The sequence below is a fragment of the Saccharomonospora amisosensis genome (genome assembly GCF_011761185.1).
In the GTDB taxonomy this organism is placed as follows: domain Bacteria; phylum Actinomycetota; class Actinomycetes; order Mycobacteriales; family Pseudonocardiaceae; genus Saccharomonospora_A; species Saccharomonospora_A amisosensis.
This window is the reverse complement of record NZ_JAAOYM010000001.1, coordinates 2808539-2821607: the sequence shown is the minus strand read 5'-3', so window position 1 is coordinate 2821607 and position 13069 is coordinate 2808539. Positions and strand designations below refer to the sequence as shown.

Annotated in this window: 13 protein-coding genes; 4 read left to right on the top strand and 9 right to left on the bottom strand. The window is 70.8% G+C overall.

The window, feature by feature from the left end:
- Window positions 1–39 precede the first annotated feature (39 nt).
- From FHU38_RS13720 to FHU38_RS13710, 3 genes are all read left to right on the top strand, one after another.
- Window positions 40–321 (top strand): hypothetical protein, encoded by a 282-nt coding sequence (locus tag FHU38_RS13720; protein ID WP_167171143.1) that lies wholly within the window; start codon window positions 40–42, stop codon window positions 319–321.
- 363 nt (window positions 322–684) lie between these two features.
- The gene (locus FHU38_RS13715) at window positions 685–1680 is read left to right on the top strand and encodes an Acg family FMN-binding oxidoreductase (protein ID WP_167171140.1); all 996 of its coding nucleotides are present in this window, start codon (window positions 685–687) and stop codon (window positions 1678–1680) included.
- A 9-nt stretch (window positions 1681–1689) separates the two neighbouring features.
- On the top strand, window positions 1690–4221 hold the full coding sequence (locus FHU38_RS13710) for a glycoside hydrolase family 65 protein (RefSeq protein ID WP_167171137.1): 2532 nt from the start codon (window positions 1690–1692) through the stop codon (window positions 4219–4221).
- On the opposite strand, the gene FHU38_RS13705 is transcribed toward FHU38_RS13710, so the two are convergent.
- The 4 genes from FHU38_RS13705 to FHU38_RS13690 all read right to left on the bottom strand — a co-directional run bounded on the left by FHU38_RS13705 (window position 4211) and on the right by FHU38_RS13690 (window position 6818).
- A complete protein-coding gene (locus FHU38_RS13705; RefSeq protein WP_167171135.1) occupies window positions 4211–5296 on the bottom strand; it encodes a baeRF3 domain-containing protein in 1086 nt (361 codons plus the stop codon). The genes FHU38_RS13710 and FHU38_RS13705 overlap by 11 nt on opposite strands.
- Window positions 5297–5542: 246 nt before the next feature.
- Complete coding sequence (locus tag FHU38_RS13700) at window positions 5543–6217, bottom strand: PIG-L deacetylase family protein (RefSeq protein WP_167171132.1); 675 nt, start codon at window positions 6215–6217, stop codon at window positions 5543–5545.
- The gene (locus FHU38_RS13695) at window positions 6214–6627 is read right to left on the bottom strand and encodes a hypothetical protein (protein WP_167171129.1); all 414 of its coding nucleotides are present in this window, start codon (window positions 6625–6627) and stop codon (window positions 6214–6216) included. The genes FHU38_RS13700 and FHU38_RS13695 overlap by 4 nt, the downstream gene beginning before the upstream one ends.
- Window positions 6628–6644: 17 nt before the next feature.
- Window positions 6645–6818, bottom strand: coding sequence for a hypothetical protein (locus FHU38_RS13690; protein WP_167171127.1), 174 nt, complete (start codon window positions 6816–6818; stop codon window positions 6645–6647).
- A gap of 277 nt (window positions 6819–7095) precedes the next feature.
- Here FHU38_RS13690 and FHU38_RS13685 point away from each other — a divergent pair, with 277 nt between their 5' ends.
- The gene (locus tag FHU38_RS13685) at window positions 7096–7425 is read left to right on the top strand and encodes a rhodanese-like domain-containing protein (protein WP_167171124.1); all 330 of its coding nucleotides are present in this window, start codon (window positions 7096–7098) and stop codon (window positions 7423–7425) included.
- 235 nt (window positions 7426–7660) lie between these two features.
- On the opposite strand, the gene FHU38_RS13680 is transcribed toward FHU38_RS13685, so the two are convergent.
- Genes FHU38_RS13680 through acsA form a run of 5 tightly spaced genes read right to left on the bottom strand, consistent with a single transcriptional unit; the run spans window position 7661 to window position 12995 of the window.
- On the bottom strand, window positions 7661–7918 hold the full coding sequence (locus tag FHU38_RS13680; protein WP_167171121.1) for an acyl carrier protein: 258 nt from the start codon (window positions 7916–7918) through the stop codon (window positions 7661–7663).
- Window positions 7915–9288 (bottom strand): 2-oxo acid dehydrogenase subunit E2, encoded by a 1374-nt coding sequence (locus FHU38_RS13675; RefSeq protein WP_167171118.1) that lies wholly within the window; start codon window positions 9286–9288, stop codon window positions 7915–7917. Before FHU38_RS13675 ends, FHU38_RS13680 begins: the two co-directional genes overlap by 4 nt.
- Window position 9289: 1 nt before the next feature.
- Window positions 9290–10264 carry an alpha-ketoacid dehydrogenase subunit beta gene (locus tag FHU38_RS13670; protein WP_167171115.1) on the bottom strand — a complete coding sequence of 325 codons (975 nt, stop codon included), beginning with the start codon at window positions 10262–10264 and terminating at the stop codon, window positions 9290–9292.
- The gene (gene pdhA / locus FHU38_RS13665; RefSeq protein ID WP_208415668.1) at window positions 10261–11226 is read right to left on the bottom strand and encodes a pyruvate dehydrogenase (acetyl-transferring) E1 component subunit alpha; all 966 of its coding nucleotides are present in this window, start codon (window positions 11224–11226) and stop codon (window positions 10261–10263) included. Before pdhA ends, FHU38_RS13670 begins: the two co-directional genes overlap by 4 nt.
- Entirely contained in the window at window positions 11223–12995 is a 1773-nt protein-coding gene (acsA, locus tag FHU38_RS13660) for an acetate--CoA ligase (protein ID WP_167171112.1), read from the bottom strand. Before acsA ends, pdhA begins: the two co-directional genes overlap by 4 nt.
- Window positions 12996–13069: the final 74 nt, after the last annotated feature.

The following is a 13069-nucleotide window of genomic DNA, read 5'->3' as shown; positions in this document are numbered from 1 at the left end:
CAGCGGGAAATCTGGTCGCAGCGGCTGGGAGGGGACCCCATGACGACGGCACACTTCGACGAACCGGCGCAGCGGGTGGCCGAACAGTTGGCCGCGGTGGTGATCGCGGCGCTACGGCCGGACACGGCGCCGCTGGAAACCGGCCCGGACCCGGATGTGATGGGCGCTGCGGTGCAGCGCATCGGCGGTGAGCTGCTGGCCCTGATGCGGCAGCTGGAACCCGACCCCGAACTCTCGGCGGACAGCTCGATAGCCAGGGCCGCGCACCTGGCGGCCCAGATAACGCTCTCCGGCAAGCCACATTTCGCCTGGCCCGACTGATGTGCGGCCAGCCGGCACTCAACTCCCGCACGCTGTTGGCCAGTGTGGACGGTCGTGGCCGCCGCGGTCGTGGCACCGCCGCCCTGCGCGAGAGCAGCGCGGCGGCGCTGGTGTCGAGGGCCGGACCTGGCCGGAGGACCGGTACCACGGCGCCAGCTGCTCGGGCCTGCGGCGGCTGCCCGCCGCCGACGGTCATCGGATCGCCCGAGCTCGCCAGCCAGACCGGCGCTCCTCGGCCCACCGTCGGGCAGGATTTCCACGCCGCTAGGGAACTAAGCCTCAAGTGCCAATGACCACCGCCGCCTGCCCGGCCGGCACGGAAGGCGGATGCTGGACCCGAGACCGGCAACCGGAGGACGAGGCATGACGGCACCCGAGTGGTCAACGGGTGAGACCGAGGTACTGGCCGAGGCGATCGGCCGGGCCCCTTCGATACTCAACATCCAGCCCTGGTCGCTGGAGCTGCGTCGCGACGAGGTGCTGCTGTACGAGCGAGCCGACATGGCGCTGCCCTACCACGACCCGCTCAGCCGGGATCGGGTCATCTCCTGCGGCGCGGCGGTGGCGAACATGGAGCTCGCGATCCGGGTGCTCGGCAGGCGGCCGACGGTCTCGTTGCTGCCCGACGAGGAGCGGCCCACGCTGATCGCCCGGCTCACGGTCACCGGGCCCGGTGAGCCAGGCGAGCGGGACCGGGAGCTGTTCCGTGCCATCCCTCGCAGAACCAGCCACCGCAGACCGTTCGCGCACCGGTCCGTGCCCGACGAGGTCGCCGACCGACTCACCGGGGAGTCCGCGTTCGCCGGGGTGCACGCTCGCCGACTGCGCGGCCGCGCCGCACTGGCCGCGCTCGCCGACGAACTGACGGACGCGGCGCGTATCCAGCAGGCCGACCGCGGCTATCAGCGGGAGCGTGCGCTGTGGACGATCCGCGACGAGGATTCGCACCGGCACGGTGCCGGTATCGCCCGCAGCGCGCTTCCGGAAACCGGGGGGCAGCTGCCGTGGGTCGGGCTGGTCCGGTCGCTGACCGACCTGCCCGACCGCGAGACCCTCATCGGCCTGCTGGAAAGCGAAACCGTGCTGTTGTTCACCTCCGACGGCGACGGCAAGCTCGACCACGTGCACACCGGGATCGCGATGCAGCGCACCTGGCTGGCCGCCGTGGACGCCGGACTCGCGGCGGCGGTGCAGACCCAGCCGCTGCACCTGCCACAGATCCGCGACGCCCTCACCGAGAAGCTGGACATCGACGGCTGCCCGCAGCTGCTGATGCGGGTGGGCTACCCGAGCGCCACCGTCGCACCCACTCCTCGCCGAAGCGCCACCGACCTGTTCGGCGACCCGGGTACCGACTGAGGGGACACGATGTCCACATCGACGACCGACCGAGCGGACCGGCTCGCCGGGCCCGGCGGCTACGAGGGCTGCGCGTTGTGCGCCGAGCCGACTCCCCGGGACCAGGAGTGGCTGCTGTCCTACCACGACGACGAGGCGCGGGGCGTGGCGTCGAGGGAGGCGTTGCTGACACTGGCTAACGGCTACCTGGGCGTGCGTGGCGCGGACCCGGAGGCGGTGGCGGACGGCGTGCACTACCCGGGCACATACGTCGCGGGTGTGTACAACCGGCTGTCGTCGGAACCCCATGGGCGCCCGCGTGAGGACGAGAGCGTGGTCAACCTGCCCAACTGGCTGCCGCTTACGTTTCGGCTGCCGGGCCAACCGTGGTTCGGCGCGGGCTACGGCACGCTCGCGCACCAGCATCTGGTGCTGGACCTTCGCCGCGGGGTGTTGCTGCGGGAGGCCGTGGTAACCGACGAGGACGGCAGACGCACCACGCTGCGACAGCAGCGGCTGGTGTCGATGGCCTCACCCCACCTGGCCGCGCTGCGCACCGAACTCGTGCCAAGGAACTGGTCCGGCCCGCTGGAGGTGCGCTCCACCATCGACGGCCGGGTCAGCAACGGCAACGTCGCCGCCTTCGCAGGCCTTTGCGGCCAGCACCTCGAGCAGGCCGAGAGCGGGGAACTCGACGCCGGTGAGGTGACCTGGCTGGTGGCACGGACCGTGCAGTCGAAGCTACGCGTCGCGCAGGCGGCACGGACCACGCTGCGAGCCGACTCCGGCACGCGGGTGTGGCCCAGAGCCGTCGCCGAGCCCGGCGTCATCGGGCGGGAGTTCCTCATCGAGGCCCGCCCCGATGTGCCGGTCGTCGTCGAGAAGGTGGTCGCGGTGCACACCTCCCGCGACCGGGCCATCTCCGAGCCGCTGCTGGCGGCCCGCGAAACGGTGCGCGACGCGGGCTCGTTCGACGACCTCCTCGAGGCGCACGCCGAGTCGTGGAAGTACCTGTGGCGCCGGTTCCGCATCGGAACGCGTGACGGGCCGGACGGGCAGTTACCGATCAACTTCCACATGTTCCACGTGCTGCAGACACTCACCGGCCACACCGCGGACCTCGACGTGGGCGTTCCCGCGCGCGGGCTGCACGGCGAGGGCTACCGGGGACACATCTTCTGGGACGAGCTGTTCGTCTTCCCGCTGCTGAGCTTCCGGGTGCCTCGGCTGACCAGGGCGCTGCTCGGTTACCGCCACCGCAGGCTCGACCAGGCCCGCAGGCTGGCCGAGGAGAACGGGCGGCGTGGCGCGATGTTTCCGTGGCAGAGCGGCAGCGACGGCAGGGAGGAGACCCCGGGGTGGTTCTTCAACCCCCGCTCCGGCCGGTGGATGGCCGACAACTCGCGAAGGCAGTACCACGTCAACCTCGCGATCGGCTACAACCTGTGGCACTACTGGCAGGTCACCGGCGACCTCGACTTCCTCGCCTCATACGGAGCGGAACTGCTGGTGGAGATCGCCCGCTTCTGGGCGGATCTGGTGGACTACGACCCGGCCGACGACCGCTACGACGTGCGCGGCGTGATGGGGCCGGACGAGTTCCACGACGGCTACCCGGACCGGCCGGGGCAGGGCATCGACAACAACTCCTACGTCAACGTCATGGTCGCGTGGCTGCTGGCGAGAGCGGTGGAGGCGCACGGGCTGCTCGGCACCGAGTACTGCGGTGAACTGTGGGACCGGCTAGACCTCTCCGAGGACGAACTGGCCGACTGGGAACGCATCAGCAGGCGGTTACGGGTGCGCTTCCTCGACAACGGGCTGCTGGCGCAGTTCGAGGGGTACGAGCGGCTCGCCGAGTTCGACTGGGAGCACTACCGCGCTCGCTACGGCGAGTTGGGCAGGCTGGACCTGATCCTGGAGGCGGAGAACGACAGCTGCAACCGCTACCAGGTGGCCAAGCAGGCCGACGTCCTCATGCTGTTCTACCTGTTCACCGCCGAGGAGCTGACCGGGCTGCTCGACCGCCTCGGGTACGCGTTCGACCCGGCGACCATCCCGCCGACGGTGGACTACTATCTCGCCCGCACCTCGCACGGGTCGACGCTGAGCAGGGTGGCGCACTCCTGGGTGCTGTCGCGCACCGACCGGCCAAGGTCCTGGCGGCTGCTTCGGGACGCGTTGGTGCACGACCTCAGCAACCGAGGTGACAGCACCGGAGAGGGCATCCATCTGGGCGCGATGGCCGCATCGGCGGACATCCTGCAGCGCTGCTACACCGGACTGGAGGTGCGGCAGGACGTGCTGTGGCTGAACCCGAGGCTGCCGACCGAGTTGCGAGCGCTCGATCTGGACCTGCACTACCGGGGGCAGTGGCTGTCGGTCCGCATCGACCACCAGGAGGCGGTGTTGCGCGCCGTTCCGTGCGCCGCGAGCCCGATCGACATCGGCTGGCTGGGCACGACAACCTACCGGCTGGCGGCGGGGGAGACGCTGCGGCTGCCTATCGGGCGGCAGCCGCAGCAGGGCGTGAACTCGCCGAACCCTTCGGTCAGTACCTGAACACCGCGGCGACGCCGGTGCCGTCGGGCACGCCCGCGTCGGCGGGTGCGTACACGGTGCCGCCGGTGCGCAGGGTCTGCACGGCGGTGGGCTGCAGCCGTTCGTCGGCGGTGGCCTCCTCGGACAGGAACAACACCGCTACCCGACCTGCCTCGGCCGCGCTCGCGACCTCCTCCGGATCGTTCGACGCCAGCCCGGTGCCCAGTGCGGCACGGTAGCCCGCTGCGGCCTCGTCCTGCTGCCGGGTCAGCACAGGGGAGACCGCGTCCCACGCGCGGGCGCGCAACTCGTCGTCGGGAACGCGGTCGGGGCTGCCCGCGACGCCGTCCCGCAGTAGTTCGGGGTAGTCGGCGACCTGCCGGTAGGCGGACCTGATGTAGTCGACCCCGGCCAGCACCAGTGGCTCGTGCCTGCCCCGAAGCACCGGGCGAACGGCGTCGTGGACGGCGCGAACGTAGCGCTCCAGCCGTTCCTTCTCCACCTCGGCCCCGATTCCCTGCCGGTGCATGATGGTCCGGACCTTGGCGCCGACCCTGCTGCCCAGGTGGTGGCCGCGCACCTGTTGCGGCTCGTCGTAGGGCAGGGCCTCGGCGACACCCTGCGGCAGGCCGGGCACCATCACCTCGGCGGTGCCGGTGCGGGTGCACGACAGCAGCCTGGCGTGCTTCTCGCTGAGCGCGAGCACGAAGAAGTGCCCCTGGCCGGTGAGCATCGGCAGCAGCGGTGTCACATGGAACCGGTCGGACACCACGACCCGCTCGTCGAACCTGATCGGCAGCCGGTACCTGGTCCACCAGCCGGGTCGCAGGTACAGCGCCAGCCCACTGTCCTGGTACAGCCAGAAGTCCTCGACTTCCACCAGCTCACGCCCCGGTCGCAGGATCTCTCTTGCCTGCGGGGCCCTCGTTCCGCCCTCCACCAGTTCCTGCTCGGCGCGGGCGAGCAGGTTCTTCAGCCGGATCGGGTCCTCCTGGTTGCGGGTCCGCACCGGGTGCGTGGGCAGGTAAAGCGACACGCACGGCGGATCCTCCTGCTGGGTGAGGAGGTCGAGATCGCTGCGGGAGAACGCGTCCACGGTTGTTCCTTCGCTCGATGGCCTTACCGCGGCTCGGTCCGCACCAGCCGGCAGGCAGTGTGACCGCCGCGATTCCTGCCACCACGCTCCCGCTCGGGCGGGCGAGGTGAGAAGGGGCGAAAGTCCCCACGGGGCGGGGCCACTTCGCGTCGTCGCGGCACGTGAACGCGGAACTCGCGGGCGGGAGCGCGGAACTCGCGGGCGGGAGCGGGGGACTCGCGGGCGGGAGCGGGGGACTCGCGGGTTTCAGAGGAGGTGGACGTACTCGCGGTCGCCGAGTAGTTCCAGCCTGCGCCGCAGCACCGGGTTGTCGTTCGACTGGCTGCGGTGGCAGCGGATGGCCTCCCACTGCCTGGTGCGATCGACGTGCAGTGGCGGACCCAGTTCGGTGGGATCGTGGCCGGTGAAGGCCGCGCCGAACTCGGCGTTGAGCGCGTGCGCCACGTCGGTGGGCAGTCCCCAGGCGAGCACGGGCAGCCCGGCCGCACGCGCGGCGTCGATGGCCGCCTCGGTGGCGCGCTGGTGATCGGGGTGACCCGTGACGCCACCGGTGTCGAGCACCAGCAGGTGGCTGGGCGAAACGGCGATAATGGCCGCGCGCACCCTGGCGCTCAGTTCGGCCAGCGGCACTGCCGCGAGCCCGCCGTCGGGGTAGTCGAGCAGTTCGACGTGGGAAACCCGCAGCACCTTCGCGGCGGCGGCGAGTTCCTCCGTGCGGATCTCGGCGAGTGAGCCCTCGCGCTCGTCGCGCAGCGTCGAGGCCTCACCCTTGGTGAAGCACAGCACAGCGGACTCCACCCCGTGCTGGGTGAGTACGTCGACGACGGCGCCGAGCCCGAATGACTCGTCGTCGGGATGGGCGACCACGGCGAGCGCGCGCCGAACACGCGTGATCGGGTGGGTGCTTTCGAGTGTGGTCATGGCCGGCCGCTTTCGGACTCGTGCTGCTCGGCCGTCGCGGCGGCGGGTTCAGCGACCGGGACGGCACAGGCGTCACCGGTTCGCAACCGTTGCGCGAGCCCGAACGCGAGCAGCAGTACAGCCAGCACGCTCGTGGGCAGGCTCGCCTGCGAGGCGAGCAAGATCGACATTGGGATGGTGAGAATCGCCACCCTGCCGCAGCTGGTGCAGCCGGTGGCGATACCTCCTGCCGGGTTGACGTAGGTCGCCGCGAGCCAGCCCGACAGCACACCCGCCGCCAACCAGGTCACGTACGCCCACCAGGGCAGGAGCGTCGTGGTCTGGGTGAACAGCCCGGTTGCCAGGCCGTGTCCGGCCAGGCCGACCAGTGCGCCAAGTGTCGCGGCCAGCCCGCGGCGACCTTTCGTCATCGTCTTCGCCCGCCTACTCAGCCGCGACGGCCGAACGGCCAGGGCTTGCGGGCCGGAGCCGCGGCCTGCTCGTTCTGCCCGCAGGAGCAGCGCTGGGCCACGGGCACGTCACCGAGCACCTGCTCGACGTGCTGTCCGCAACCCGCGAAGGTGGGCTTGCCGCACTTGGGGCACGTGACTCGTCGGCACATGCTGTCCTCGCTTTCGTTGTTTTCCCTCGACGGTGTCGTTTTCGGCGTCCGTCGCGTACCTGTGTTGGGAAAGGGGGGTCGCACTGGGGGCGGGCGCGACCCCCCTCGGCTCCGGCTCGGCGGGTGCCGCACCGGATGGTCGAGACCCCCCCACCGGGTCGGGGCTCCACACACTTCCAAATATACCTAGGGGGGTATCCACTGGTTGTCACGATAGGTCGCTCCGGCGACGTTCGCAACGTTGGCGAGCATACCCCATGGGGTATATGGTCGAGGCATGAGTCGAGAAGCATCCGTGGAGGAATTCGCGGCCGCGCAACGCGCGGGCGCGCTTGTCGTCGACGTTCGCGAGCCTGCCGAGTACCTGGGTGGCCACGTTCCCGGCGCCCGGCTGTATCCGCTGAGTTCCCTTGCGGCCAGGATGGCTGAACTGCCAAGGCGCGAGCGGATCTTCGTGATCTGTGCCAGCGGCAGCCGCAGTGCGATGGCTGCCTCGCTGCTGGAGCAGGCGGGCTTCGACGTTCGTTCGGTCGCGGGCGGGATGTCCGCCTGGACCGGCGACGGCCGCCCGGTGCTGCGCGGCCCGCGCGAGAACGCCGCCGCCTGATCACACCGAACCGTAACTCAAGTGGGAAGTGGGGCAGCCGACGGCTGCCCCACTTCCGGAGCACTCTGCGGTCGGCCCCGAGCGACCCGGCATAGTGCTCCCACGGGTCACCTCCCCCGGAAGTGACCCGCCCGCGGAAGCGCCCCCGAGCGCCCCGCGTGCACGTTCCAGAGTCCGCATCGGATGTGGCGTGCAATACGGTCGAAAGTCCCGGGGTACCGGGCCGAAAGGGCCGTCAGCGCCGCGAGGTGAGCAAGTCCACACAGGCGCGCACGGTAGTGAGCCGGTCGTAGTCGTACTCGTCGATGGGTTGCCCCGTGGATTCCGACAGCCTGCGGGCGAACGCGAGGAAGTCCATGGAGTCCAGCTCCAGCGTCTGCCGCAGCTCGTCGTCGGGTCCGAGCGAGGCCACGTCGGCGTCCGGCACGATCTCCAGCAGCGCCTCGTTGACGGCCTGCCTGGCGCGTCGCGGGTCCAGTGGTGTGGTGGTCATCGCAGTCCCTCCGGTCGTTGCAGCACGGTGTCGAGTGCGGCGAGGAAGCGGGAGCCGGTCGCACCGTCCGTCGCCCTGTGGTCGGCGGCCAGGCTGGCGGTTACCACAGGGCGAACCCCGAGCAACTCACCCACAGCCCATGGCCTGCGGACGATCGCGCCGAACCCGACGAGCGCCACCTGCGGTGGGTAGATCACGCCCTGCACCGACTCGGCACCCAGATCACCGAGGTTGGTGACCGTGATCGTCGCCGGCCGCAGCTCCGAGGAACGCAGCCGCCCCGACCGGGTCCGCGACACCATGTCGGTGAGCGTGCGCATCAGCTCGTCCAACGGCTGGCTGTCAGGTTCGTCCAGGGTGGGAACCAGCAGGCCGCCACCCCGCAGCGAGACGGCGACCCCCAGCCGCACGCGTTCGCCCGGCCGGAACTCACCGTCCAGCCAGTGCCCGTTGAGCTCGCCGACCCTGGCCGCCGCCAGCGCGGTCGCTTTGAGCAGCAACGCGTTCGGCAACACGCGATCGGCGATACCGCTGTCGCGGTTGTACTCCCGCAACCAGGTCAGCGCCGCCTCCAGGTCGATGGTGCTGGAAAGGTAGTAGTGCGGGATCTCCCGCTTGGAACGCTCCATCAGCGTCGCGATCGCCGCGCGCATGTCCTCGCCCCTGCGCCGGGGCTCGACGGCGGCGGCCTCGGCAGCGGTCTTGGTGGCGGTCTTGGTGGCGGGCTCGGCGGCTGGCCGGTTGCCTGCCGCTGCCACCCGCACGTCGCTGGCGTGCACTGTGCCCGGCAGCGTCGAAACGTCCACCCCGAGTTCGCGCGCCAACTTGCGGGCGTACGGCGAAATTCGCCCACGTCGGGGAGCCAGCAGCCGTTCGATGTCGGCGTGGGTGACGGTTCCCGCCGGGCCGGTGCCGCGCACGGTGGCGAGGTCGATCCCTGCCTGCCTGGCGAGCGCGCGGACCGGGGGAGTGGCCCTTGCCCGCTGCGGCGCTGCGGCGGCAGGCTCCGGCTCGGTCCTGTTGCGTTCGGGCTCGGTTTTGCGTTCGGGCTCGGCCACCGGCTCGGGCTCGGGGGCAGCCACCGGTTCGGGGGCGGTGGCCGGTGCCTGCGCGGTGGGCTCGGGCGGTCGCGCCTCACCGGCACCGATCACGGCCAGCGGTGTGCCGACCGGCACCTTCTCTCCCACGGGAACGAGGATCGACTCGACAACGCCGCTGTCGAAACACTCGACGTCCACCGCCGCCTTGGCGGTGTCCACGACCGCCACGATGTCACCCTTCTCAACCCGCTGCCCTGGCCGCACCAGCCATTCGAGCACGGTGCCCTCGTCCATGTCCGCGCCGAGCGACGGCATCCGGAACTGCGCCACGTCAGCCCACCGCCCTGCGTGCCGCGGCCACCACGTCGCCGGGCTGTGGCAGAGCGGCCTGCTCCAACTGTTTGGCGTAAGGGATGGGCACCTCCGCCGTGCACACCCGCTCGATCGGCGCGTCGAGGTCGTACAGCGCGGCCTCGGCGACCCGGGCCGCGATCTCGGCGGACAGGCTGCCGCTGCGCCAGCCCTCGTCCACCACGACGAGCCGGTGCGTGCGGCGAACCGAATCGAGCACTGTCGCGTCGTCCAGTGGCCGCAGCGTGCGCAGGTCTACCACCTCGGCCTCCACACCGAGGTCGGCGAGCTCGTCCGCGGCGCTGAGCGCCGTCCGCAGCGTACCGCCGTAGGCGACGACCGTGACATCCCCGCCCTCGCGCCGGATCGCCGCGTTGTCGATGTCCACGGCGCCCGCGTCGTCGGCGAGTTCTCCGGAAACGTTGTACAGCCCGCCGTGCTCGAACAGCAGCACCGGATCCGGGTCGGCCAGCGCCGTCGCCAGCATGCCCCTCGCGTCGGCCAGCGTGGCGGGTGCGACGCAACGAAGGCCAGGAATGTGAGCGAGCCAGCCCTCCAGGCTGTGCGAGTGCTGCGCGGCGAGTTGCCTGCCCGCACCGGTGGTCATCCTGATGACGATTGGCACGTTGAGCTGCCCGCCCGACATGTGCAGCAGGGTCGCGGCGTTGTTCATGATCTGGTCGAGCGCGAGCAGGCTGAAGTTGACCGTCATGATCTCCACGATGGGCCGCATGCCGCCGAGCGCGGCACCGATACCCGCGCCGACGAACGCCGACTCCGAAAGCGGTGTGTCCCTGACGCGCTCCGGCCCGAACTCCTCGAGCAGCCCCAGACTCACCCCGAAGCAGCCGCCGTAGGCACCGACATCCTCTCCCATCAGGAACACGCGCTCGTCGGATGCCAGCGCCTCGCGGATGGACTCTCGCAGCGCCTCCCGGTAGGTCGTCGCGGTCATGGCCGCCGCTCCGAGTACACGAACCTGGTCAGCTCCTCGGCAGGCTCGAGCGGCCCAGCCTCCGCCGCCGCCACCGCCGCCGTGATCTCGGAATCCACATCGGACTCCATCAGCTTGAGTTCCTCGTCGCCGAAACCGCCGCTTTCCTGCAGCAGCTCTGTCATCCTCGGCAGCGGGTCGAGTTCCTTCCAGTGCTCCACCTCCGAGCGGTCCCGATAACGCTCGGCGTCGTACATCGAGTGAGCCCGGAACCGGTAGGTGCGAAGCTCCAGAAAGCACGGCCCGGCGCCGCCCCGGATGGCCGCCACCGCCCGCCGCGCCGCCCGCGACACGGCCAGCACGTCCATGCCGTCCACCGGCCACGACGGCATGCCGTAGGAGGACGCGCGCAACGCCAGGTCGGTCTCCGCCTGTGCCCTTCCCAGCGCCGTCCCCATCGCGTACAGGTTGTTCTCGCAGCAGAACAGCACCGGCAGCTTCCACAACGCCGCGAGGTTGAGGCACTCGTGAAACTCCCCTTCGGCCACGGCGCCGTCGCCGAACAGGCACACCGTGACCGGTGAGCGGCCGCGCATCGCGTCGGCCAGCGCCAGCCCGACCGCCAGCGGCAGCCCGCCGCCCACGATGGCGTTGCCACCGTAGAAGCGGCGGTTCGCGTCGAACAGGTGCATCGAACCACCCCTGCCGTGGCTGCACCCGTTGGTGCGGCCGAACATCTCGGCGAGCACCGATTCCATGGAAAGCCCTCTCGCCAGCGCGTGGCCGTGCTCGCGGTAGGTGGACACCACCGCGTCCTCGTCGTCGAGCGCGTCCAACACGCCCACGGCCACGGCCTCCTCACCGATGTAGAGGTGCATGAAGCCGCGGATCGCGGTAGAGCTGTACAGCTCGACGCAGCGTTCCTCGAACCTGCGGATCCGCAACATCTGCCTGAGCAGCTCGGTGTTGTCCGTCTCGGTCATCGTGCCGCCTCCAGAGTGGACAGATCGCCCTCGGCGAGTCCCAGTTCGCGCGCCCGCAGCAACCTGCGCATGACCTTGCCGCTGCGGGTGTGCGGCAGGTGCTGGTCGAAGTCGATCTCGCGAGGGGCGACCGCGCCGAGGCGGCGCCTTCCGAACGCCAGCAGCTCGCGCCTGAGCGGTTCCGATGCCGCCACGCCGGGGCGTAGCGTCACGAACGCCTTGACCAACTCGCCCGCCACCTCGTCCGGTTTGCCGATCACTCCGGCCTCCGCCACCGAGGGGTGTTCCAGCAACGTGCTCTCCACCTCGAACGGCCCGACCAGATGCCCGGCCGACTTGATGACGTCGTCAGCGCGGCCGAGGAACCAGTAGTAGCCGTCGGCGTCTCGCCGTGCGATGTCACCGGTGAGGTACCAGCCGTCGGCGAACGACTCGGCGTAGCGCCGCCGCTCACCCCAGTAGGCCCGAAACATCGAGGGCCAGCCGGCGCGCAGCGCGAGTTCGCCCGGCGTGCCGGGGTCACTCACCTCCCGCACCCGACCGTCCACACGCAACACCTTGCCGTCCTGGCCGCGTTCCAGCACGCAGGCGTCGATGCCAGGCAGCGGCAACCCCATCGACCCCGGCCGGATCTCGACGGCCGCGAAGTTGCTGATCATGATGGCGCCGGTCTCGGTCTGCCACCAGTTGTCGTGCACCGGCAGCCCGAGCTGCTCCTGACCCCACACCACGACCTCCGGATTGAGCGGTTCCCCCACGCTGGCGACGAACCGCAGCGCCGACAGATCGAAGCTTTCGGCCAGCTCGGGCCCGTAACGCATCAGCATCCGCAGCGCGGTCGGCGCCGTGTACCACACGTTCACCCGCTGCTGTGCGAGCACGCGGTACCAGCGGCGCGCTTCGAACTCGCCCTCGTCGCTGACCAGTGTGGCGCCGTGGGTGAGCGGGGCGATGATGCCGTAGGACATGCCGGTGACCCAGCCCGGATCGGCCGTGCACCAGAACACGTCGTCGGCACGCAGGTCGAGCGCGTACCCGGCGGTGACGTGATGTGCGAGTACGGCGCCGTGCACGTGCAGCGCGCCCTTGGGTGTTCCGGTGGTGCCGCTGGTGAAGTGCAGCAGCGCAGGGTCGTCGGGTGAGGTGGCCGCCACCCCGGTGTCGTCACCGGCGGCGGCCAGTGCCGGTTCGAGCGCAAGCACGTCACCGGAGGACCCGGCATCGGCCCCGGTCACCAGCACGTGCCGAAGCGAGGGCACGTCGCCGCGGACACCGCTGACCTTGCCCCGGTACAGCGCCGGGGTGGTCACCAGCGCCGAGGCTTCGCCGAGGCGCAGTCGTTGCCGGATCGGCTCGGGGCCGAACGCGGAGAACAGCGGACAGACCACGCAACCGGCTTTCAGCGCCCCGAGCACTGCCACGTAGAGCTCGGGCACACGGCCGAGCAGCGTGAACACGCGGTCGCCCTTGCGAAGCCCGAGGTCGCGAAGCAGCGCGGCGAACCGGCCGGTCCGCAGCGCCAGCTCGGCGTAGCTGAGTTCGACGACCCGCTCGGAGTGGTCGACCCAGCGCAACGCGGTGCGGCCGGCGCGGGGACCGTCGGCGTGCCGGTCGACCGCCTCGTGGGCGATGTTCAGCCCGCCACCCGGCAACCCGGAGAGAGCGGCGGCGGCGCGGTCCCAGTCGAACTCACGGCGGGCCCGCTCGTAGTCGGTCAGGTTCGCGGACCGCCGGACCGGGGCCGGCTTACCAATGGGTGGCCACTGCATGCCGCCACGATCGAGGCAGCGGTCGAACCCGGACAGGGCACAAAGTCACCGTGGCCGAGCCCGTTGGCCCCTCC

What these genes read in the sequence shown, in the direction of transcription:
- pdhA (WP_208415668.1), bottom strand. Translation starts at nt 11,226, where the DNA reads ATGACCGAGACGGACAACACCGAGCTGCTCAGGCAGATGTTGCGGATC.
- FHU38_RS13700 (WP_167171132.1), bottom strand. Translation starts at nt 6,217, where the DNA reads ATGACCACACTCGAAAGCACCCACCCGATCACGCGTGTTCGGCGCGCG.
- FHU38_RS13685 (WP_167171124.1), top strand. Translation starts at nt 7,096, where the DNA reads ATGAGTCGAGAAGCATCCGTGGAGGAATTCGCGGCCGCGCAACGCGCG.
- FHU38_RS13680 (WP_167171121.1), bottom strand. Translation starts at nt 7,918, where the DNA reads ATGACCACCACACCACTGGACCCGCGACGCGCCAGGCAGGCCGTCAAC.
- acsA (WP_167171112.1), bottom strand. Translation starts at nt 12,995, where the DNA reads ATGCAGTGGCCACCCATTGGTAAGCCGGCCCCGGTCCGGCGGTCCGCG.
- FHU38_RS13690 (WP_167171127.1), bottom strand. Translation starts at nt 6,818, where the DNA reads ATGTGCCGACGAGTCACGTGCCCCAAGTGCGGCAAGCCCACCTTCGCG.
- FHU38_RS13670 (WP_167171115.1), bottom strand. Translation starts at nt 10,264, where the DNA reads ATGACCGCGACGACCTACCGGGAGGCGCTGCGAGAGTCCATCCGCGAG.
- FHU38_RS13715 (WP_167171140.1), top strand. Translation starts at nt 685, where the DNA reads ATGACGGCACCCGAGTGGTCAACGGGTGAGACCGAGGTACTGGCCGAG.
- FHU38_RS13710 (WP_167171137.1), top strand. Translation starts at nt 1,690, where the DNA reads ATGTCCACATCGACGACCGACCGAGCGGACCGGCTCGCCGGGCCCGGC.
- FHU38_RS13695 (WP_167171129.1), bottom strand. Translation starts at nt 6,627, where the DNA reads ATGACGAAAGGTCGCCGCGGGCTGGCCGCGACACTTGGCGCACTGGTC.
- FHU38_RS13720 (WP_167171143.1), top strand. Translation starts at nt 40, where the DNA reads ATGACGACGGCACACTTCGACGAACCGGCGCAGCGGGTGGCCGAACAG.